Annotated in this window: 22 protein-coding genes; 11 read left to right on the top strand and 11 right to left on the bottom strand. The window is 65.8% G+C overall.

Features of this window, described 5'->3' with window-relative positions:
* The first annotated feature begins 29 nt into the window (after window positions 1-29).
* Window positions 30-719 (top strand): peptidoglycan DD-metalloendopeptidase family protein, encoded by a 690-nt coding sequence (locus tag FLM21_RS08595; protein WP_246120851.1) that lies wholly within the window; start codon window positions 30-32, stop codon window positions 717-719.
* A 67-nt stretch (window positions 720-786) separates the two neighbouring features.
* On the opposite strand, the gene FLM21_RS08590 is transcribed toward FLM21_RS08595, so the two are convergent.
* The 5 genes from FLM21_RS08590 to FLM21_RS08570 form a co-directional block, all read right to left on the bottom strand.
* Window positions 787-1,701, bottom strand: coding sequence for a Tim44 domain-containing protein (locus FLM21_RS08590; RefSeq protein WP_148715181.1), 915 nt, complete (start codon window positions 1,699-1,701; stop codon window positions 787-789).
* Window positions 1,702-1,835: 134 nt separating this feature from the next.
* Window positions 1,836-2,051 (bottom strand): hypothetical protein, encoded by a 216-nt coding sequence (locus FLM21_RS08585; RefSeq protein WP_148715180.1) that lies wholly within the window; start codon window positions 2,049-2,051, stop codon window positions 1,836-1,838.
* Between the two features lie 76 nt (window positions 2,052-2,127).
* The gene (locus FLM21_RS08580; RefSeq protein WP_148715179.1) at window positions 2,128-2,955 is read right to left on the bottom strand and encodes a carbohydrate ABC transporter permease; all 828 of its coding nucleotides are present in this window, start codon (window positions 2,953-2,955) and stop codon (window positions 2,128-2,130) included.
* Entirely contained in the window at window positions 2,952-3,404 is a 453-nt protein-coding gene (locus FLM21_RS08575; protein ID WP_148715178.1) for a GNAT family N-acetyltransferase, read from the bottom strand. Before FLM21_RS08575 ends, FLM21_RS08580 begins: the two co-directional genes overlap by 4 nt.
* Window positions 3,401-4,288, bottom strand: coding sequence for a carbohydrate ABC transporter permease (locus FLM21_RS08570; RefSeq protein WP_148715177.1), 888 nt, complete (start codon window positions 4,286-4,288; stop codon window positions 3,401-3,403). The genes FLM21_RS08575 and FLM21_RS08570 overlap by 4 nt, the downstream gene beginning before the upstream one ends.
* A gap of 211 nt (window positions 4,289-4,499) precedes the next feature.
* Here FLM21_RS08570 and FLM21_RS08565 point away from each other — a divergent pair, with 211 nt between their 5' ends.
* The 3 genes from FLM21_RS08565 (at window position 4,500) to FLM21_RS08555 (ending at window position 7,240) form a co-directional block, all read left to right on the top strand.
* Window positions 4,500-5,399 (top strand): polysaccharide deacetylase family protein, encoded by a 900-nt coding sequence (locus FLM21_RS08565; protein ID WP_148715176.1) that lies wholly within the window; start codon window positions 4,500-4,502, stop codon window positions 5,397-5,399.
* A 159-nt stretch (window positions 5,400-5,558) separates the two neighbouring features.
* Complete coding sequence (locus tag FLM21_RS08560) at window positions 5,559-5,924, top strand: MAPEG family protein (RefSeq protein WP_148717486.1); 366 nt, start codon at window positions 5,559-5,561, stop codon at window positions 5,922-5,924.
* A gap of 422 nt (window positions 5,925-6,346) precedes the next feature.
* Window positions 6,347-7,240 carry an NAD(P)/FAD-dependent oxidoreductase gene (locus tag FLM21_RS08555; RefSeq protein ID WP_148715175.1) on the top strand — a complete coding sequence of 298 codons (894 nt, stop codon included), beginning with the start codon at window positions 6,347-6,349 and terminating at the stop codon, window positions 7,238-7,240.
* A 16-nt stretch (window positions 7,241-7,256) separates the two neighbouring features.
* Here the strand turns inward: FLM21_RS08555 and FLM21_RS08550 are convergent, their stop codons facing one another.
* The 3 genes from FLM21_RS08550 to FLM21_RS08540 all read right to left on the bottom strand — a co-directional run bounded on the left by FLM21_RS08550 (window position 7,257) and on the right by FLM21_RS08540 (window position 9,512).
* Window positions 7,257-7,697 (bottom strand): Rrf2 family transcriptional regulator, encoded by a 441-nt coding sequence (locus FLM21_RS08550; protein ID WP_148715174.1) that lies wholly within the window; start codon window positions 7,695-7,697, stop codon window positions 7,257-7,259.
* 209 nt (window positions 7,698-7,906) lie between these two features.
* Window positions 7,907-8,485 (bottom strand): hypothetical protein, encoded by a 579-nt coding sequence (locus tag FLM21_RS08545; RefSeq protein WP_148715173.1) that lies wholly within the window; start codon window positions 8,483-8,485, stop codon window positions 7,907-7,909.
* A gap of 118 nt (window positions 8,486-8,603) precedes the next feature.
* Window positions 8,604-9,512, bottom strand: a complete 909-nt coding sequence (locus tag FLM21_RS08540; protein WP_148715172.1) for a LysR family transcriptional regulator ArgP — start codon at window positions 9,510-9,512, stop codon at window positions 8,604-8,606.
* Between the two features lie 102 nt (window positions 9,513-9,614).
* Here FLM21_RS08540 and FLM21_RS08535 point away from each other — a divergent pair, with 102 nt between their 5' ends.
* The 3 genes from FLM21_RS08535 to FLM21_RS08525 all read left to right on the top strand — a co-directional run bounded on the left by FLM21_RS08535 (window position 9,615) and on the right by FLM21_RS08525 (window position 12,145).
* Window positions 9,615-10,223: a LysE/ArgO family amino acid transporter gene (locus FLM21_RS08535; RefSeq protein WP_148715171.1), complete on the top strand. Its 609-nt coding sequence runs from the start codon at window positions 9,615-9,617 to the stop codon at window positions 10,221-10,223.
* Window positions 10,224-10,295: 72 nt separating this feature from the next.
* Window positions 10,296-11,810, top strand: a complete 1,515-nt coding sequence (locus FLM21_RS08530; RefSeq protein ID WP_148715170.1) for a helicase HerA-like domain-containing protein — start codon at window positions 10,296-10,298, stop codon at window positions 11,808-11,810.
* A gap of 11 nt (window positions 11,811-11,821) precedes the next feature.
* Window positions 11,822-12,145, top strand: coding sequence for a hypothetical protein (locus FLM21_RS08525; RefSeq protein WP_148715169.1), 324 nt, complete (start codon window positions 11,822-11,824; stop codon window positions 12,143-12,145).
* A gap of 29 nt (window positions 12,146-12,174) precedes the next feature.
* Here the strand turns inward: FLM21_RS08525 and FLM21_RS08520 are convergent, their stop codons facing one another.
* Window positions 12,175-12,891, bottom strand: coding sequence for a transporter substrate-binding domain-containing protein (locus FLM21_RS08520; protein ID WP_148715168.1), 717 nt, complete (start codon window positions 12,889-12,891; stop codon window positions 12,175-12,177).
* Window positions 12,867-13,583 (bottom strand): phosphatase PAP2 family protein, encoded by a 717-nt coding sequence (locus FLM21_RS08515; RefSeq protein ID WP_187360149.1) that lies wholly within the window; start codon window positions 13,581-13,583, stop codon window positions 12,867-12,869. Before FLM21_RS08515 ends, FLM21_RS08520 begins: the two co-directional genes overlap by 25 nt.
* A gap of 185 nt (window positions 13,584-13,768) precedes the next feature.
* On the opposite strand from FLM21_RS08515, the gene FLM21_RS08510 reads away from it, so the two are divergent.
* From FLM21_RS08510 to gnd, 4 genes are all read left to right on the top strand, one after another.
* Window positions 13,769-14,710 carry a DMT family transporter gene (locus tag FLM21_RS08510; protein WP_148715166.1) on the top strand — a complete coding sequence of 314 codons (942 nt, stop codon included), beginning with the start codon at window positions 13,769-13,771 and terminating at the stop codon, window positions 14,708-14,710.
* Window positions 14,711-14,828: 118 nt separating this feature from the next.
* Window positions 14,829-17,537 carry a DUF8508 domain-containing protein gene (locus tag FLM21_RS08505; RefSeq protein WP_187360148.1) on the top strand — a complete coding sequence of 903 codons (2,709 nt, stop codon included), beginning with the start codon at window positions 14,829-14,831 and terminating at the stop codon, window positions 17,535-17,537.
* Between the two features lie 10 nt (window positions 17,538-17,547).
* Window positions 17,548-17,775 carry a hypothetical protein gene (locus tag FLM21_RS08500; RefSeq protein ID WP_148715164.1) on the top strand — a complete coding sequence of 76 codons (228 nt, stop codon included), beginning with the start codon at window positions 17,548-17,550 and terminating at the stop codon, window positions 17,773-17,775.
* A gap of 17 nt (window positions 17,776-17,792) precedes the next feature.
* Window positions 17,793-19,205, top strand: coding sequence for an NADP-dependent phosphogluconate dehydrogenase (gene gnd / locus FLM21_RS08495; protein WP_148715163.1), 1,413 nt, complete (start codon window positions 17,793-17,795; stop codon window positions 19,203-19,205).
* Window positions 19,206-19,276: 71 nt separating this feature from the next.
* On the opposite strand, the gene FLM21_RS08490 is transcribed toward gnd, so the two are convergent.
* Complete coding sequence (locus FLM21_RS08490; protein WP_148715162.1) at window positions 19,277-19,552, bottom strand: hypothetical protein; 276 nt, start codon at window positions 19,550-19,552, stop codon at window positions 19,277-19,279.
* Between the last annotated feature and the right edge of the window lie 31 nt (window positions 19,553-19,583).

The following is a 19,583-nucleotide window of genomic DNA, read 5'->3' as shown; positions in this document are numbered from 1 at the left end:
TTTTCCCCATCAACGGCTAGAATCGGCCGGTGACCCGCCGCCTTCGCCCCTCGCTCTGCCTGCTGCTGGCCGCCATGCTCTGGCTGGCCGGCTGCGGCAGCGCGCCGCCCGCGCCGATCAGCACCGGCGCCGCCACTTACCGCGTGAAAGCAGGCGATACGCTCTACCGGATCGCTAAAACCCATGGTCGCAGCGTTGCAGAACTGGCGCGCTGGAACGGTCTGGCCGACCCCACCGACATCCGGGTGGGGCAAGTCCTGCGCGTCGCCCCGCCCACTGGCAGCCGCCCCGCCGGCGTCAAGCCGACACCTCGTCCCGGCGCACCGGCCAATCCCACCCCCATGCCCCGGCCTGCCGCCAGCATCCGGTTGGTGATGCCGGCACAGGGCGAGCTTGCCGGCAGCTTCGACGGCCAGCGCAGCAAGGGCATCCAGATCGCCGGTAAGCGCGGCAGCGCCATCGTCGCCGCTGCGGCCGGCCGGGTGGTGTATGCCGGCGAGGGCATACGCAGCTATGGCAAGCTGCTGATCATCAAGCACGACAATGACTACCTCACCGCCTACGCCCATAACGCCAACCTGCTGGTCGGCGAGGATGCCGTGGTGCGCCAGGGCCAACAGATCGCCACGATGGGCGATACCGGGGCCAGCCGGGTGCAATTGCATTTCGAGCTGCGCTACCAGGGCCGAGCCATCGACCCTCGCCCCTACCTGCCCTGAACGCAGACATAAAAAAACCGGGAGGCCCTGTGCCTCCCGGTTTTTGCAGATGCTGTGATCGCGATGATCAGCCGTTCTGCTGGATCCCTGCCACCACCCAGCCAGTGCGGCCATCAAGCGGCTTGGTCAGGTGCCAGGTCTCGTCGACTGCGACCGGCGCCGCGCCTGCTTCCTCGCGCACCAAGCCGGTGAAGCGCACGCTGGTCACGTAGCGGCTGGCTTCCTGCGATGCATCGAGCACTTGGGCATCGATGCTGACCACCTCGGTGGTTTGCGCAACGCTGCCACGCTCAGCCAGTTGCAGCTTCACCTCGGCATACATCTCTGGCGAGGTGAACTCGCGCAGATCATCGAGATTGCCGGCATCGAACGCCGCTTGCAGGCGGATGAAGTTGAGCTTGGCTTCGCGCTCGAAACCGGCCTTGTCGAAGCCCGGCGGCAGGCTGGCTACAGTCACCGGCTGCGCAGCCGACTGCCACACCGAATCACGCGCAGCGCCCGGCGTCACCGGCTCGTTGGCGCGGGCGACCGGCTCGAACGATTGCGGTTGCGGCGCCGGCTGCTGTTGCCACGATGGCGTGCCATGCCCTGCACCGGCATAGGCCGTGGCAGGTGCTTTGGGTCGCATGCGGTTCATGATGAAGCGGATGGCAATGAAAGCGACCAGGGCCAGCAGCGCGATCATCACGAAATTGGCCATGCCCTCGCCCATGCCCAGATGCGAGAACAACGCGGCCAGACCAAGACCGGCAGCCAGGCCGGCGATGGGGCCAAGCCAGCTGTTCTTGCGCGGCGCGGCACCCTGCATCGGCTGCTGCTTGGCCGGCGCCTGATCGACGCTGCGCTGCGGCGCGGCGTTACGATCCACCGAGCGCTGCATGCCGGATGACTTGCCGCCGCCGAAGCGCTTGGCCTCGGCATCGTTGGCCATCACGCCAAAGCCGATGAATACGGCGAAGACGGCAACCAGGAAACGTTTCATCAATACCCCCGAGTGTTTATGAGTTGCGGCGCGGTTTTTTCCCAGCGCGCGCTGGGCAGACCGGCGCGTGCGGAAATAGTTTCACGCAGCAATCATTCAGATGGATGCCAAGCCACTAATTTCAACCGCACGGCTCAGTCGGCGCGGCGATGGTTGTCCGGGTCGTACAGCGTGCCGGTATCGTGATCGAACGGTTTTTGCAGCGTCACGTCAACACGATGCACCCCGGGCAAGGCGGCAGGCAATTCGCTGATCACACCACGTGGCGATGGATGTGGGTGCAGGTCGGCGTGTTGCGGAAATACGCCGCGGAAGGTTTCCGGATGCCGGAGTGCGGTAGCCAGGCTCATGACACGATCCTCCAAGGGGCCAACCTCCGTGGGACCGCGCCGCGGCGAGCTACGTTCAGCGCAAACCGACGAGGGGTCAGCCCCGCAGCGGCAACGCCTGCGGCTGAAGGAACAGCCGTTGCGTGGCCGCGAACAGTACGATCACCGGCACCACCGCCATCACCACCGCGGCCATCACCAGGCTGGTCGACACCGCAAACGGCCCGGTCAGGTCGTTGAACACCCCTACCGAGATTGGCAGCTTGGCACGCGTGTACAGCACCACCGCCGGCCACAGGTAGTCGTTCCACGCGGTGACCAGCGTGAAGATGGCCAGCGTGCCAATGGCAGGCAGGTTGAGCGGCACCGCCACGCGCCACAGCAGCCGCCATTCGCTGGCGCCGTCGACCCGCGCCGCATCGATCACTTCCTCGGGCAGTTGCTCGAAGCTCTGCTTCATCAGGAATACGCCGAAGGCGCTGGCGAGATTGGGCAGGATGGCGCCGAGATAGCTATCGACCAGCCCCAGCCGCGAGATGGTGACGAAGTTCGGCACGATGGCCACTTCGGACGGCAGCGTCAGCGTCAGCAGCATCACCGCGAACAGCGCGCGCCGGCCGAGGAAATCCAGCTGCGCCAGCGCGTAGCCACAGGGGATGGTCAGCGCCAGCACGCCAGCCACGGTGGCGGCGGACAGCAGGAAGGAATTGAGCACATAGGTGAAGAACGGCATCTCCGCGAACACGCGGCGGAACCATGCAGTGCCGGGCTCATGCGGCACGAACGACGCCGGGAAATGCCAGATGCCAGATGGATCGGTCGATAGCCCGACCGACAAGGCCCAGAGAAAGGGAAACAACGTGAACAGCGCGAACAGGCTCATCGCGCCGTAGCGGCCGGCCCAGGCTGCGATCTGTCGTCTCATGTCGCCTCCGCCAGCGCCAGTGCCCGCACGATCTCGTGATCGTCCCGGTCTATCTCGACAAAACCAAGCGCCGTGTACAGCGCCGCGGCCGCGGCGTTGTTCGGCCTATGCCCCAGCAACACCCGGCGGCAACCAGGGCGGGCCGCCAGTTTGGCGATCAGCAGCTGCATCGCCGCGCGGCCGTAGCCAAGGCGCTGGAAGCGCGCATCGATCATCAGCGCGATGACCCAGTGCTCAGCCGTTTCCTCATCCTCGCCCAGCACGGCAAAGCCCACCGGGATGGCATCCACCTCGATGGCCCACAGCTCGAAGCTGGGCTCGAACCGCGACTCGGCGATCCATTCCAGCACCGAGAACGGAAACAGCCGCCGCTGCTCGGCGCTGACCTGCAACGCCGCGCAGCCCTGCCAGTTGCCGCGCGTTACCGGCTGCAGGGTCACCGCACTCATGCCGGCCTCCGGAACGGGTTGTGGCGCCCCATCACCCGCACTTGCACCAGTGCCACGGCAAGGCAGACCAAGGTGAACAGCAGGGCTGCAGCACCGGCCGCGCCGAAGTTGAAACCGGAAAACGCCATGTTGTAGACGAAATAGAGCGCAGTCACGGTCTCGCCCGAGCCCCCCGTCAACGTCAGCACTTCCTGGAAGGTCTTGAGCGCGGCAATGGTCGACAGCAACGTGCACAGCACAATCACCGGTGCCAGCATCGGCAGCGTGATATGGATGAAGCGCGCGCGTGGGCCGGCCCCATCGAGCACTGCGGCCTCGGTCAGCTCGCGCGGGATGGCGGCAAGGCCCACCAGATAAAGCACCATGTAGTAGCCGACGTTCTTCCAGAATGCGAACAGCATCACCGCGATCAGCGCCGGCACGTGCTGGTCCAGCCATTGCGGGCCGTGGCCCGGCTCGAACACGCCGATGGCGGTGAGCAGCCAGTTGAGCATGCCGTCGTAGTGGAACACATAGCGCCAGACGATGGCGGCGATGGAAACCGTGATCACCACGGGCAGATAGAAGGTGGCCCGGAAAAAGGCAATGCCGGGCAGCTTGCGGTGCACCAACAGCGCCAAGCCCAGCGCACCGGCCTGAATGATGGGCACCGTCAGCAGCATCAGCAGCGAATTGGTGATGGAGAGCCGGAAGGTGGCGGACTTGTACAGCGTGACGAAATTGGCGAAATCGTTCCAGGCCGCCACGCGCTCGGCGATGAAATAATCCTGGAAGGCCAGCCAGCCGTTGAACAGCATGGGCCACAACGTGAACACGGCGAACACCAGCGCGCACGGCGCAACGAACAGCCAACCGGTGAGTGGACGCACGCCGGGCTTGGCCATCAGCTGCCCCTCCGCTGCATCGTCGGGTGCGCATGGCCAGCCCTGCCGGCGCGATTCATCATGTTTTCCCCTGCCATGGCGCCAACGATAGCGCGAAGTGCTCGCCCGGTTTTTGCCAGAATTGTGTTGATGCCATGCCTGGCGCGCGTACCGGGATTGCACGTGTTGGAATCGCAGACTCGGCATACTGCAGCGAAAACACGGAGGCGCCATGCGCTGGCAAACCGCAGTGATCACCCTCGTGACCTTCCTCGTGCTGGCGCTCGCCGCAGCCGGGTGGTGGCGCTATGGCTACGTGCCGGCGTCGCCCACGCCTTCCAGCGTGCCCGAGCACACACCCAAGCCGCGGCAATATGTGCGTACCCCGTTCACTCCGCATTGGGACCAGGTACCGCTCGCTGAATTCGAGCGCCAGGCCAAGCGCTTCCCCGGCCAGTTGTGGCTGGAAGGGCCGACCCATCGCAAGCTGATCGCCCTCACTTTCGACGATGGCCCCACCTACAACACGCCGCGCCTGTTGGATGTGCTGGCACGGCACAAGGTGAAGGCCACTTTCTTCTGGCTGGGCCGGGAGATGCAGCGTTTTCCGGATGCCGTGCGCCGCGCCGCGCGCGAGGGCCACCTGCTGGGCAACCACACCTGGGATCACCCGGACATCAGCGGGCTCGATGAGACGACGCTGTGGGAGGAACAGGTTGGCATGACGCAGGCGGTGTTCAAGCAGATCCTCGGCACCACGCCGCACCTGATGCGCCCACCCTACGGCCGCATCGCCGACTGGCAAGTGGACTTCATGCGCCGGCAGGGCCTACGGGTGATCCAGTGGTCGGTCGATCCACAGGACTGGAACCGCGCGCGCATGGCCTTCGGCAGTCATTTGATCGAGCGCGATGTGCAGGATTACATCCACCCCGAGGCTATCGTGCTGATGCACGACGGCGGCGGCCCGCGCGAAGACACCGTGGCCGCAGTTGATCGGCTGATCCCCTGGCTGCGCGCCGCAGGCTACGAGTTCGCCACCATCGACCAGCTGATCGATACCCGGCCGTTCACCGGATCGGCCCAGCCGCGGCCGTTGCCGGTGCTGCCGGTCGATGAATTTGCGGGCTGATTGACTAAGCGGCGGTCCGGCACGGGGCTTGCCTCCAGCGCGGGCTGGCTGGAGATTCGTGCTGCGGCTGGGTGATGCCCCAACAAAGCTGTGCTAAAAACGCCCGTGCCCGCTGCTTGACTCGCAAATCCATCGTTCCCACGAACCGGAGTTCCCGTGCTGACTGTTGCCGAATACTGCATCCTCGTTGCCTGCCTGCTGCCGATCGCCTGCGCCTGGATCGCCAAATCCAGGGGTTTTGACAACCACAACCCGCGGCAATGGCAGGCGGGGCTTTCTGGATGGCAGGCACGCGCCCATGCAGCACAGCTGAACAGTTTTGAAGTGCTGCCCATTTTCATTGCCGGCGTGCTGGTGGCCGAGCGGGCGCTGCATGCGCAAGCCACCATCGATGGGCTCGCCATCGCCTTCATCGCCACCCGGCTTGGCTATATCACGGCCTATCTCACCGACAAGGCTGCATTGCGATCGTTGTTGTGGCTGGCAGGCATGGGCTGCTGCATTGCGATGTTTTTTATGCGCTAGCGCAGGCTGGCAACGCACAGCGCGGTGGCCTGTCATTTCCGCTGGGCGTGATCGCGGCAGGAGAAGGAGCAGCTGGCGCCTGCGGCGCAGTGATTGAATGCCGGTTCCGCCCGGCGAACGGGATGCTTCTCTTGCTTCGCCAAGAACGGTATCCAATAAGCAGGCGGCCCCTGCCTTACGGCCTTCCCGGCTTCCCTCCGTCGGTCGCGAGCCTAAAGTCTCGCTCCCTCGGCGCCTGGCAAAGGGAAGGAAAACCACGCGCCGGTATTTGCTGGGTGATGCACCGCCCGTGGTCATTCAGCCCCCCCAGTTTCTCCCCGCCAATGAAATTCCGTCGTCGCTTGACCGGGGATTCAACGTTGACTGCATCAATTGGTAACTTATAAAGTTACAAATAAGTTGACCACAGCAGGAGCACAGCAATGCAGTACGACGTGATCATCATCGGTGGGAGCTATGCCGGCCTATCGGCTGGCCTGCCACTGGCCAGGGCCCGCCGGCGGGTACTGGTCGTGGATGCCGGCGAGCGGCGCAACCGCTATGCCGAGGCTTCGCACGGCTTGTTGACCAATGACGGCAAGGCCCCTGGCGACATCGCGGCCCAAGGCAAAGCCGAACTGCTGAACTACCCCACAGTGACCTGGCTGCAGGCCGAGGCCACGGCGGTGACGCGTGTAGCGGAAGGTTTCCGGCTCAGCACATCGGCCGGCGAAGACGTCACCGCCAGCCGCCTGATCCTGGCGCTGGGCGTGGTCGACGAGCTACCAGCCGTGCCCGGCCTTGCCGAGCGCTGGGGCCGGCAGGTATTCCACTGCCCCTACTGCCACGGCTACGAACTCAACCAGCAGCCGGTCGGCGTGCTCGCCACGTCCGAGCTCGCCATGCATCAGGCGCTGATGTTGCCGGACTGGGGGCCGACCACGCTGTTCCTCAACGACGTGTTCACGCCCGATGCGCAGCAACGGCAAGCGTTGCAGCGGCGCGGTGTGACCGTAATCGAGGGGCAGATTGCGGCCATTGGCGGCGAACGGGCCGAGGTGCAATTGGCGGATGGCCGCCGCCATGCGCTCGCGGGATTGTTCATCCAGAGCCGTACCCGCATTGCCAGCCCACTGCCGGCGCAGCTCGGATGCGTGCTCGAACAGGGGCCGCTCGGCGCCTTCCTCAAGGTGGATGCCATGCAACAGACCAGCGCGCCCGGCGTCTTCGCCTGCGGTGATGCCGCACGTGGTGCCGGATCGGTGCCATTGGCGGTCGGCGACGGCGCCATCGCCGGCACCGCGGCACATCGCTCGCTGATGTTCGAAACGCTATGACGGAATCGCCGCCGATTCAATCCAGGTGAGCGTCGGCGGGATAGTTGGCATCGAATTCAGCGGCAAGATCGCCCAGCGTCACGCTGGCCAGCCGCTGCAGCAGGATGGCTTCCGCCTGCTGCAGCGCATCCTGCATCGCCGCATTCACCACCTGCTCCACCAGGCAATCGGGGTGATCGCGCTCGATGCCGATGGCAAACAGCTTGGGCCCGCCCACGGCGCGATGAATGTCGAGCAACGTGACGCGCTGCAGATCGCAAACAATGCGCCAGCCACCACCCACGCCTTTGCCAGCACTCACGTAGCCGGCTTGGCGCAGGCCCGCCATGGTACGGCGGACGACCACGGGATTGGTGCCAAGCATCTTGGCGATCTGATCAGAAGTGAAAGGCTGATCGTGCCGCGCCATATGCAGCAGCACATGCAGCATGCGCGACAGGCGGCTATCGGTGCGCACGGCGGCGTCCTGGTCGGTTCATGCGTTGCGGTGCGGCGAATTTGGGGATGGCCGATGTTAGCACGGCAGCCACACGTGTTTTGATGACCGCCGCCGCGTCGTTACTGCACCAGTGCGGCATTTACTTTGCGCCTGCGGCGCAGTGCTTGATACACGTTCCGCCGCACCCACGCGCTTATTGCTTACCTTCGATTTTCGGGGTGGCGCAATCAGTTCTTGCCGATCTGCAGCACGACCTCGCCAATCTCGCTGTCGTCTGCACTCCTGCTGCCGTCGAGGTCAATCCAGAAATAGACGTAAAGCGTGCCGCGATACTGCGAGAGCGGAATGTCCCAACCGCTGCGCTGCATCAGCAAGGTGTTCACCGTGTAGCGCAGACCGTTTTTATCGACCTTCGCCCCTGTCTCGGAAGCAAGCAGGTTGTTCGAGCCATCGCGTTCGGTGGCATCGGCAACAAACAGCCACGACGAGTCGCGACCGGTCGCACCAGTGTGCGAGCCACTCACGCATGGCACCGGTATTTCCGCGTCACCGCGAACGAAGCCATGATCAGCTTCAGCGGTGCACGTCACCATTTCAGCGTGCCGGCTGGCCATCACGAAAGGCGCGCTCTTGAGCTGATAAGTCCAGTAACCGTCCGCGAGGCTGGGACGAATCGGCTTGCCTTTTTGCACGATGGCAAAGCCCAACGCCTCGGGTGTGGCATTCAGATCGGCATCGGGATTGACCGCCTGCGCATTGGACATGAAAGCAAGCGCAATCAGGGCAAGCGCAGAAAGTCGTGACATGGGACGAACAGGAACAGGATGGCTTGAGCGCACCACTCTAGCATGCACATAGCGCTGTTCACGGGCTCAACTTAGCGGTCGGAACGCTCAGCCAGCCACGTGCAGCACGTTCGGCCTACTAATCCAGCTCAACCGCCCCCATCCCCGGCAACACTCCCCTCGCCCCTGCCACGATCCGCCTGAACAACGCATCCACTTGCGGCGGCTGGATCTGCCAGGCGTGCCAGTAGAGCGGCACATCGTGCGGCCGACCGGGCAGCAGGTCGATCAGCTCGCCGCGCGCCATCTGCCCCAGCACCGCAAGCTCCGGCACCAGCACGTAGCCGAAATCGAGCAGCGCGAAATCGACGAAGGCTTGCGACGACGGCATCAGGTGGCAGGGGAAGTGGCCTTCCTGGATGCCGAAGTGCAGCCGCAGGTAATCGCCGGACATCGCGTCCTTGCGGTTGTACAGCAGCGCCGGCGCATCCAGCATCGCTTCGCGGGTGACGCCTGTGGCGAAATGGCGATCGCGAAATCGTGGCGTGGCCACGCACAGGTAGCGCAGCAGCCCCAGCGGCTCGGCCATGCAGCCGCGCATGGCGCTGGCGCGGGCGGATACGCACGCCAGCACCTCGCCACGCGCCAGCATTTCGTGCGTGTAGTCCTCGTTGTCCACCTGCATGTCGATCAGGAACGGGGTGCCGGCCACAGCCTGTGCCAGCACCGGCGGCACCCAGCTGTGCAGGCTGTCGGCATTCACCGCGATCGGCAGCCGCGACGGGCCGGATGCCTCGCCCGCCAGCGCGCGCTGCGCTTCCTCTTCCAGCAGGCGGATGCGCTCCAGGTAGCGCAGCAGCGTCTGCCCGGCCGCAGTGGCCACGCAGGGCCGACCGCGGGTCAGCAAGGTCTGGCCGAGTTGGGTTTCCAGCGCGCGCACCCGCTGCGACACCGCGGATTGGGTGAGCGCCAGCACGCTGGCAGCACGCTCGAAGCTGCCTTCACGCGCCACGGTGACAAAGGCCACAACGGCCCGGGCATCGAACATTGCATTCACAAAACTTATGTAACTTGAAATAGATTAATAAAAATCGCCACAGGCTGCCATGCCCCTCAAGCTTCATGCCATCGAACCAAGGGATGGAAGGCCATGCAGGCGGCGTACTGGCAGGGACTGGTGTTGAGCGCGGGGCTGATCGTGGCCATCGGCGCGCAGAACGCGCACGTGTTGCGCATGGGGCTGGCGCGCCAGCATGCGCTGCTCACCGCCAGCGTCTGCGCGTTGTGCGATGCATTCTTGATCGCAGCCGGTCTCTTGGGGCTGGGAGCACTGTTCGCGCATAGCCCGGCACTGATGGCGGTGGCGCGCTGGGGCGGCGCCGCCTATCTCGTCTGGTTCGCCTGGCGGGCACTGCGCGCCGCGCTGCAGCCCGGCACGCTGGCGGCGCAGGGGCATACCACGCTCGATGCGCGCCAGGCACTGCTCGCGGCACTCGGCTTCAGCCTGCTCAATCCGCATGTCTATCTCGATACGGTGCTGCTGCTCGGCAGCGTTGGCGCACAGCATGCGGGCACCGCACGCTGGTGGTTCGGCGCCGGCGCCATCACCGCATCGTTGGCGTGGTTCTTCTCGCTGGCGCTGTCGGCACATGCGCTGTCGCCGTGGCTGCAGCGACGCTGGGTGTGGCAGGCGGTCGATCTCGCCACTGCCGCGATCATGCTGCTGCTCGCCGGCAAGCTAGTGCTGCCCGCGCCCTAGCCGCGGCGACTGGCCGCCGGTCGCCATCCATGGCTACACTGCGTGGCATTGCTGCCCACGCTGGAGTGCCCGATGGCCGAACCGCTCGTGATCGCCAAGCATGGCGACCTGGAACTCGCCCTGCTGCCCGCCCTTGCCAACCGCCACGGCCTGATTGCCGGCGCCACCGGCACCGGCAAGACGGTGACGCTGCAAAAGCTCGCCGAATCGTTTTCCCGCATCGGCGTGCCGGTGTTCCTGGCCGACGTGAAGGGCGATCTCTCCGGCGTCGGCGCGGCGGGTGCCGAATCGCCCAAGCTCAAGGCACGGCTCGACGAACTCGGCGTGACGCTGGCCTACGCCGCCTGCCCTACCGTGTTCTGGGATGTGTTCGGCGAACAGGGCCACCCGGTGCGCGCCACGGTCAGCGACATGGGCCCCCTGCTGCTGGCGCGCCTGCTCAATCTCAACGACACCCAGCAGGGCGTGCTGCAGCTGGTGTTCAAGATCGCCGATGACCAGGGCCTGCTGCTGCTGGATCTGAAGGATCTGCGCGCCATGGTCCAGCACGTGGGCGACAACGCCAAGCAGTTCACCACCGAATACGGCAATGTCTCGGCGGCCTCCATCGGCGCCATCCAGCGCGGCCTGTTGGCGCTGGAAGCGCAGGGGGGCGACCGTTTCTTCGGCGAGCCGATGCTCGACATCGCCGACCTGATGCAGACCGACAACGGCCACGGCGTGATCAATGTGCTGGCAGCGAGCAAGCTCTACCAGTCGCCGCAGCTCTACTCGACATTCCTGCTGTGGCTGCTGGCCGAGCTGTTCGAGCAGTTGCCCGAGGTGGGCGATCTCGACAAGCCGAAGCTGGTGTTCTTCTTCGACGAGGCCCATCTGCTGTTCAGCGACGCGCCCAAGGCGCTGGTCGAGAAGGTGGAGCAGGTGGTGCGGCTGATCCGCTCCAAGGGCGTGGGCGTGTATTTCGTCACGCAGAACCCACTCGACGTGCCGGAAACGGTGCTGGGCCAGCTCGGCAACCGCATGCAGCACGCGCTGCGCGCCTTCACCCCGCGTGACCAGAAAGCGGTGAAGACCGCCGCCGAGACCATGCGCGCCAATCCCAAGCTCGATGTGGAAGCGGCCATCACCGAGCTGGGCGTGGGCGAAGCGCTGATCTCGCTGCTGGATGCCAAGGGTACGCCCGGCATCGTCGAGCGCGCCTTCGTCATTGCCCCCGGTTGCCGCATCGGGCCGCTCACCGACGCCGAGCGCATTGCCAGCATCCAGGGCTCCACACTGTACGGCCATTACGAAAAGGCGGTCGATCGCGAATCGGCCTACGAGCGACTGCGGGTGAAGGTGGAAATCCAGGGCGATGTGCCCGCCCCGGTCGGCACGCCAGCACCGCAACAGCAAGAGGAAGCGGGTGGCGGCTTATTCGGCATGATCGGGGAAGTGCTGTTCGGCAAGACCGGGCCACGCGGCGGCAAGACCGATGGCATGGTGCAGTCGGCCGCCAAGAGCATGGCCCGCCAGGTCGGCAACGAGCTGGGCCGGCAGATCCTGCGCGGCGTGCTCGGCTCGATCTCGGGCGGGCGCAAGCGCTAGCCGGAGCCCGGATGAATCTCTACGAGGTGATCCGCTGGGGCAATGACGGCTGCGACCCTTATCGCGGCGGCCCCAATGGCGACGACACCTGCCTGCTGGTGCGGGCCGCTACGCCCGAGCAGGCTGCTACGCTGGCGGACCCGGTGCTGGCCCGGCTGGGCAACGTGCATGTTGCAGGATGGGCCCAGGCGATCTACCAGCTTGGCATCGACACCGGCAGCGATCGGGAAGCGCGGGTGCTGCGCGGCCCCTATCTCCAGCACGCATACCGGCACGGCTGGCCCAGTTGGCAGCGCGACCAGCCTGAAGGCGCGTGGCAGGCGCTGCCGGATTGAACCGAATCTAATCAGTCCGCCCAGCTTCTTCAGCGCTGGTAGCGCAGGATCACCTCGCCGATGCGGCCTTCCTGGCCCAGGATCTTGATCGCCTGGTTCAGCAGCCGCAAGGTAGCTGCGTCGCCCCGATGCAGCAGGATGCTCACGGGGGTGCCCGGATCGCCGGCATCGATGATGCGCACCGCCAGACCGCGCTGCCGCGCGAGATAGCTACCCACCTCCTCCGGCGCGATCACCGCGGCCACCTTGCCGGCGGCCAGCAGATCGAACGATGCCGCCTTGCTCGCCGTCTGCATGATGCGCACCGGCAGGCGTTGCGACTTGATCGCCTCTTCGGCGAACGATTGCCTATCCCCCGTCACCACCTTGCCGGCAAGGTCGGCCAGCGTATGCATGGAGGCGCGATCGGGCACGAAGATCACGCTGCGGCGGGCGAAATAAGGCTGGGTCAAGGCAAAGCGCCGTGCCCGCTCCACGCTGAGCTCGGCGCCGCACAGGCCATCGAGCTGGCCCACGCCGAAGGCCATGCGGCTGAGCAGCTCGTCGAAATTCCCCTGTGCGAACTGGGCCGCGCGCCCGGCCTGCTCCAGCACCAGCCGCGCCACTTCCACGTCCAACCCTGCCGGTTGGCCCCGCCCATCGCGATACTGGTAAGGCGGATAACCGTCGGCAATGCCGCACACGAATGGAACCGCTGCCGCTGCGCCTACCCACCACCACGTCAACAGCCCCAGCCAGACCCGCATCCCCCTGCCCCGTCGTCCCGTGCACGCTCACGCACTATAGGCGCTGAGGCCGGCGTATGCGCGGCAGGCAGGCATTCGCGCCAAGCGCGTTCGCGGCTGTACGGACGTGCATTGCCGGACAACGCCAATGCCGTATCGATCACGAGGTAGTGCGGGCGCAGCGGTAGCCCGGCAAGCTTGGCAGCCAGCAGCAGGCCGGCGCAGCTGGCGGCAATCCACGCGGGCTGGCGCCAGGACAGCGGCAGTGGCCGGCGCGCGAGATGCAAAAAGGCGGAGGAGACCAGCCAGCCCAGCACCAGACCGGCCACCACCTCGGACACCGTGTGCTGTTCCAGCCGCAGTCGCGACATGGCCACCATCATCGACCAGCCCACCGCCGCCACGATCGCCGCCCGGCGTGCCCAGGCCGGCCGGCGCTGCTGCAGGATTGCGGCCAGTACCGGGTAGATGGCCGCCGCATTGGTGGCATGGCCGCTGAAGCCGGCAAAATCGAGCGCGGCCACGCCGATACCCCAGCCGAAGAACGCCACCTTGGTGACGACGGTGACGCCGAGCGCCGCCGCCAGCAATCCGAACCACCATCCGGCCTCGCGCCGCGCGCCACCAAACCACATGGCAGCGCCAAGCGCCGCCGCCAGCGGCAACATCAACAAGGCGTGGCCCGACAGCGACACCGCAACCCAAGGGGACATGCAAAGCTCTCCAGCACAATTGATAGAAACAGCGCGCCATCCCGGCCCGCCCAGCGCAGACCCGCGAGCTTGCGCAAGGTTCATGTCCGGACCGTGAACGGCATCCTGCCATAGTCACATGGGAAAACCCGTATCCAGCCCACCCCGGCCGCACGCGACAATGGCGCCCCGAAAGGAGAGACATCATGTGGAGCGGAATTGCAGCCGGCCTGGCCGCCGGCGCCTGCTGGGGCTTCGCCTTCGTCGCGCCCGTTGCCCTGCCCGACCAGTCGCCGCTGGCCGTCGCCATCGGCCGCTACCTGGTGTACGCCCTGTTGTGCGTGTTGCTGCTGGCACGCGAATGGCGCCGCGTGCGCCCGCTGCTGAGCGGCCGCCTGCTGCGCGATGCCATCGCGCTCGGCCTCGTCGGCAACGCCTTCTACTACTGCCTACTGACGCTGGCGGTGCGCTACGCCAACAGCGCCGTGGTTAGCCTGATCATCGGCACCATCCCGCTGTGGCTGGCGCTGATCGATCTGGCCCACACCCCACGCACCACCAGCCAGCGCCGCGCATTGATGCTGGCGCTGCTGTTGCCCTTGTCGCTGGTCGCCACCGGTCTGGTGCTGATCAACTGGGCCGGCCTCAGCCAGCTGCGGGCACCGCACGGCTTCCTCGTCGGCGTGTTGCTGGCGGTGGTGGCCGCCGCCAGCTGGACCGCCTTCGCGGTGTTCAATGCCCGCGTGGTACGCAGCCTGCCGGCGGGCTTGGGCAACAGCAACTGGACCAATCTGCTCGGCATCGGCTCGGCACTGGGCTTTCTGCCACTGCTGCCGTTCGCCGGTTTCGTGGGCGGCGTGCCATTCACGCTCACCGCAGGGCTGATCGGCTGGAGCCTGCTGCTGGGTATCGCCAGTTCCTGGGTGGGCAGCTGGTTATGGAACTACGCCAGCCAGCGCCTGCCGGTCGGCCTTGTCGGCCAGCTCATCGTGGCCGAAACGGTGTTCGCGCTGATTTATGGCTTCGTGCTGGGCTGGCGCTGGCCCAGCGCACTGGAGCTCGCCGCCATCAGCCTCTTTGTGGCCGGCGTGATGCTCGGCATCCGCGCCTTCGGTCGTGCCCACGCGCAAACCGAGCCAGTGCATTAGCCGCCGCGCGCGCATCAGCGTGTCACGAGACGGTGACCTCGTCGCAACAAATCCTTCCCGCTGTCGTCACGCGCAGCCTCTAGCCTTGCGGCCCATCGACAACGCAAGGATGGATGCCATGACTGTGAAACCGATCGTGCTGGCCTGCGCGCTGGCGCTCTCGCTGCCCGGCCACGCCGGGGTCGTGATCAGCCAAGTCTACGGCGGCGGTGGCAACAGCGGCGCACCGTATACCCACGATTTCGTCGAGCTCCACAATGCCGGCAGCGAAGTGGCGGTGCTTGATGGCTGGAGCGTGCAATACGCAAGCAGCTCGGGTACCAGCTGGCAGCGCACCGCTCTGGCTGGCACCGTGCAGCCGGGCCAGTACTATCTGGTGCAGCAGGCAGCCGGCGCCAATACCGGCGCGACGCCACTGCCCACGCCCGATGCCGTCGGGACCATTCCCATGAGCAGCAGCGCCGGCAAGGTGGCGCTGGTGAAGTCCACCACCACGCTGGCCTGCAGTGCCACCTGCGCGCAGGATGCCAACGTGGCCGATTTTGTCGGCTTCGGCGGCGCCAATGATGCCGAGGCAGCGCCGACCGCCGCACTCAACAACACCAGCGCTGCACTGCGCCGTGCCGGTGGTTGCAGCGACAGCGGCAACAACGCCGCGGATTTCGATGTCGGCGCCCCGCAGCCGCGCAACGGCGCCACCATCACCCCGCCCTGCAGCAACACGCCCACACCGACGCCGACCCCCACGCCAGGCCCGACCCCAACGCCTGGTGACACCCGCATCCGTGATATCCAGGGCACGGCGCATCGCTCTCCCCTCACCGGCCAGGCCGTGTCCGGCGTGCCCGGCATCGTCACGCTGGTGGTCGCCAACGGTTTCTATTTCCAGGATCCGCAGCCCGATGCCGATCCGCGCACGTCCGAAGGCCTGTTCGTATTCACCAGCAGTGCGCCGACCGTGGCGGTTGGCGACAGCGTGCTGGTTTCCGGCCGCGTCACCGAATTCCGCCCGGGCGGCAGCGGCGGCAGCACCAACCTGACCATCACCGAGCTCACCAGCCCGCAAGTTGCCAAGCTCGCCAGCAGCCAGCCGCTGCCCACACCGGCCGTGCTCGCCAACCTGCCGGCCGAGCGCATCTGGCAAGGCCCGCCCGGCGACATCGAAACCAGTGCGGTGCTCGATCTGGCCAATGGCATCGATTACTTTGAAGCGCTGGAAGGCATGCGCATCCAGCTGGACAACGCCGTCGCCACCGGCCCGACCAACAGCTACGACGAGGTCTCGCTGCTGGCAAACGCCGGCCAGGGCGCCGGTCTGCGCACGCCGCGCGGCGGCATCATCGTGCGCGCCGGTGACTTCAATCCCGAGCGGGTGATTCTCGACGCCGGCAGCGTCACGCCGCCCAAGCTCAATGTCGGCGACAGCCTCAGCCGCGCGATCGGCGTGCTCGACTACAGCTTCGGCAACTACAAGCTGCTCGCCACCGAGCTCGGCACCGTCATCAGCGGCGGCCTTCTGCCCGAAACCACGCGCCCCGTCCGGCTGGGCGAGCTGTCGGTCGCCTCGTTCAACGTCGAGAACCTCTCGCCCCGCGACGACGCCGCCAAGTTCCAGCGCCTTGCGGTGCAGATCGTCACCCATCTGCAGGCGCCGGATCTGATCGGCCTGATGGAAGTGCAGGACAACAACGGCCCGGACAACGACGCCGTGGTCTCGGCGAGCGAAACGCTGAATCGCCTCGTCGCCGCCATCGGCGCGGCGGGCGGCCCGGCCTACGCCTGGCGGGCGATCGACCCGGTGGATGATGCCGATGGCGGCCAGCCCGGCGGCAATATCCGCGTCGCCTTCCTCTACAACCCGAACCGCATCGAATTCGGCGACAAACCGGGCGGCGGCGCCAGCATCGCCGTCGGCGTCACCGATTGCGGCAATCGCGTCTGCCTCACGCACAGCCCTGGGCGTATCGCACCGAACGATGCGGCCTTCGCCAATAGCCGCAAGCCGCTGGTGGCCGAGTTCCGCTTCGCCGGCGAAACGCTGTTCGTGATCGCCAACCACTGGAATTCCAAGGGCGGCGATGAGCCGCTGTTTGGCCGCAACCAGCCGCCACTGCTGGTCTCGGAAACCCAACGGCAGCAGCAGGCCGGGCTGGTTGCCGGCTTCGTGCGCGAACTCACCACCCGCGATGCGAACGCCAAGGTCATCGTGCTGGGCGACCTGAATGACTTCCCGTTCTCGAACCCGGTGGGTGCGCTGAAGGCGGCCGGTCTCGTCGACCTGGTGGAGCTGCTGCCGGAGAACGAGCGCTACACCTATGTGTACGACGGCAACAGCCAGGCGCTCGACCACATCCTGGCCAGCGCCAACCTTGCAGCACGCGCGGAATACGACGTGGTGCACGTCAACGCCGAATTCCACGAACAGACCAGCGATCACGATCCGGAAGTGGCACGCTTCGCCATCGGCCCCACGGTGCCCGGCTGCTACGCGGCCTGGAGCACCGGCACGGCCTACACTGCCGGCCAGCGCGTGAGCGTCGCCAGCACCAACTTCGAGGCCAAGTGGTGGACACAGGGCGAAAACCCCACCCGCTCCGGCGAGTGGGACGCTTGGCGGGCGCTGGGTGCCTGCAGCCATGTGGTGAACGCCGATGCCGTGCCGGAAGTCCGGCCCTCGCCCACCATCACGCCGTGGCGAGCCGATGGCAGCTATGCACTGGGCGATCGGGTCAGCTTTGCCGGACGCACCTGGCTGTGCACGGTGGCACACACGTCGCAGCCGGCGTGGCGACCGGATGTCAGCATCGCGCTATGGCGCGCGGAATAAGCAATTCACCTTGCACCGCAGCAAAAAGCCGGCCCGACAGCCGGCTTTTTGCCGCACCGCCGCACGTGACAACGCATGTAGCAAAAAATATCTGACTACACAGGCTTTTTTGCCGGAAGAAGGCTTTATTTACCCCGGCAAAGCCCCATATCATGCGCAGTTTCCGATTCACAAGACTGCTGGCGTCGCCCGGGTGACCACCTGTTCGGCCATGCACGGCAATCATCACTTGCGCTAAGACAGGAGCAAACCACGATGTCCAAGCAACAAATCGGCGTAATCGGCATGGCGGTCATGGGCCGTAACCTGGCCCTCAACATCGAAAGCCGCGGTTACTCGGTTTCGATCTACAACCGCTCGTACGACAAGACCGAAGAAGTCATCAACGAGAACCCGGGCAAGAAGCTGGTTCCGTACGAGAAGCTGGAAGACTTCGTGGCTTCGCTGGAAACTCCGCGTCGCATTCTGCTGATGGTGAAAGCCGGTGGCCCGACCGATGCAACCATCGACCAACTGAAGCCGCTGCTCGCCAAGGGCGACATCATCATCGACGGCGGCAACACGCTGTACACCGACACCATCCGCCGCAACAAGGAACTGGCCGAACTCGGCTTCAACTTCGTCGGCTCGGGCGTGTCGGGCGGTGAGGAAGGCGCGCTGAAGGGCCCCTCGATCATGCCGGGCGGCCAGCGCGAAGCCTATGAGCTGGTAGCGCCAATCCTGAAGGAAATCGCCGCCAAGGCACCGGATGGCGAGCCGTGCGTGACCTACATTGGCCCGGATGGCGCCGGTCACTATGTGAAGATGGTGCACAACGGCATCGAATACGGCGACATGCAGCTGATCGCCGAAGCCTACGACATCCTGAAGAACGTCGCCGGCCTCTCCAACGCTGAACTGGCCGACGTATTCGCCGAGTGGAACAAGGGCGAGCTCGACAGCTTCCTGGTCGAGATCACCGCCAACATCTTCAAGAAGAAGGACGACCAGGGCGGTAACGGCGAACTCGTCGACGTGATCCTGGATTCGGCCGGCCAGAAGGGCACCGGCAAGTGGACCTCGAAGTCGGCACTCGACCTGGGCGTTGCTCTGCCGCTGATCACCGAATCGGTATTCGCCCGCTTCATCTCGGCACTGAAGGCCGAGCGCGTCGAAGCCGCCAAGGTGCTGAAGGGCCCGGCCGCCAAGCCGGCCATCGCTGACAAGGCTGCCTTCATCGAAGCCGTGCGCCGCGCGCTGTACCTGTCGAAGATTGCGTCGTATGCCCAGGGCTTCGCCCAGATGCGCGCGCAGTCGGACGAATCGGGCTGGGATCTGCAATACGGCGAGATCGCCAAGATCTTCCGCGCCGGTTGCATCATCCGTTCGCGCTTCCTGCAGAACATCACCGACGCGTACGCCAAGGCTCCGAAGCTGGCTAACCTGCTGCTCGACCCGTATTTCGCCAACATCGCCAACGAATACCAGGCTGCGCTGCGCGAAGTGGTGGCCGTTGCCGTCCAGGCTGGCATCCCGCTGCCGACCTTCGGCTCGGCCATCGCCTACTACGACAGCTATCGCACCGAAAAGCTGCCGGCCAACCTGATCCAGGCCCAGCGCGACTACTTCGGCGCCCACACCTTCCAGCGTCTGGACAAGGAAGGCGTGTTCCACGCCCAGTGGTTCTAAGCGTGCATTGATACGCTGCTGCAGTGACAAAGGCCCCGCACGGGGCCTTTGTCGTTTCTAGTACATCAAAATCAGCCGTTGGCGTACGGGCCGGTGCAGGTCAGGCCGGCAATCTCGTCCGGTGTCAGCGGGCACCAGTATTGCGAATTGCGCGGTGCGTAATAGCAGCCGGGCAGGCCGCGCGGAATGCAGCCACTGGCCACGACGAGGCCGGAAGCCTGCGCCGACGGCGTGGCAAGGCCGCTGCTGATGAAGAGCGGCGCGGCGACCGGGGCATCGGCGGCGGCGGCGGCGGCGAAAGCGGTGGTCAGGGCAAATCCGAGTGCAATGGCAAGCTGTTTCATCATTCCTCCAGGTGAAACTGTCACAGGACCATCC

It is taken from the genome of Chitinolyticbacter meiyuanensis, assembly GCF_008033135.1.
Taxonomy (GTDB): Bacteria; Pseudomonadota; Gammaproteobacteria; order Burkholderiales; family Chitinibacteraceae; genus Chitinolyticbacter; species Chitinolyticbacter meiyuanensis.
The sequence above is the reverse complement of the archived record's forward strand: the minus strand, read 5'-3'. Positions and strand labels throughout refer to the sequence as shown.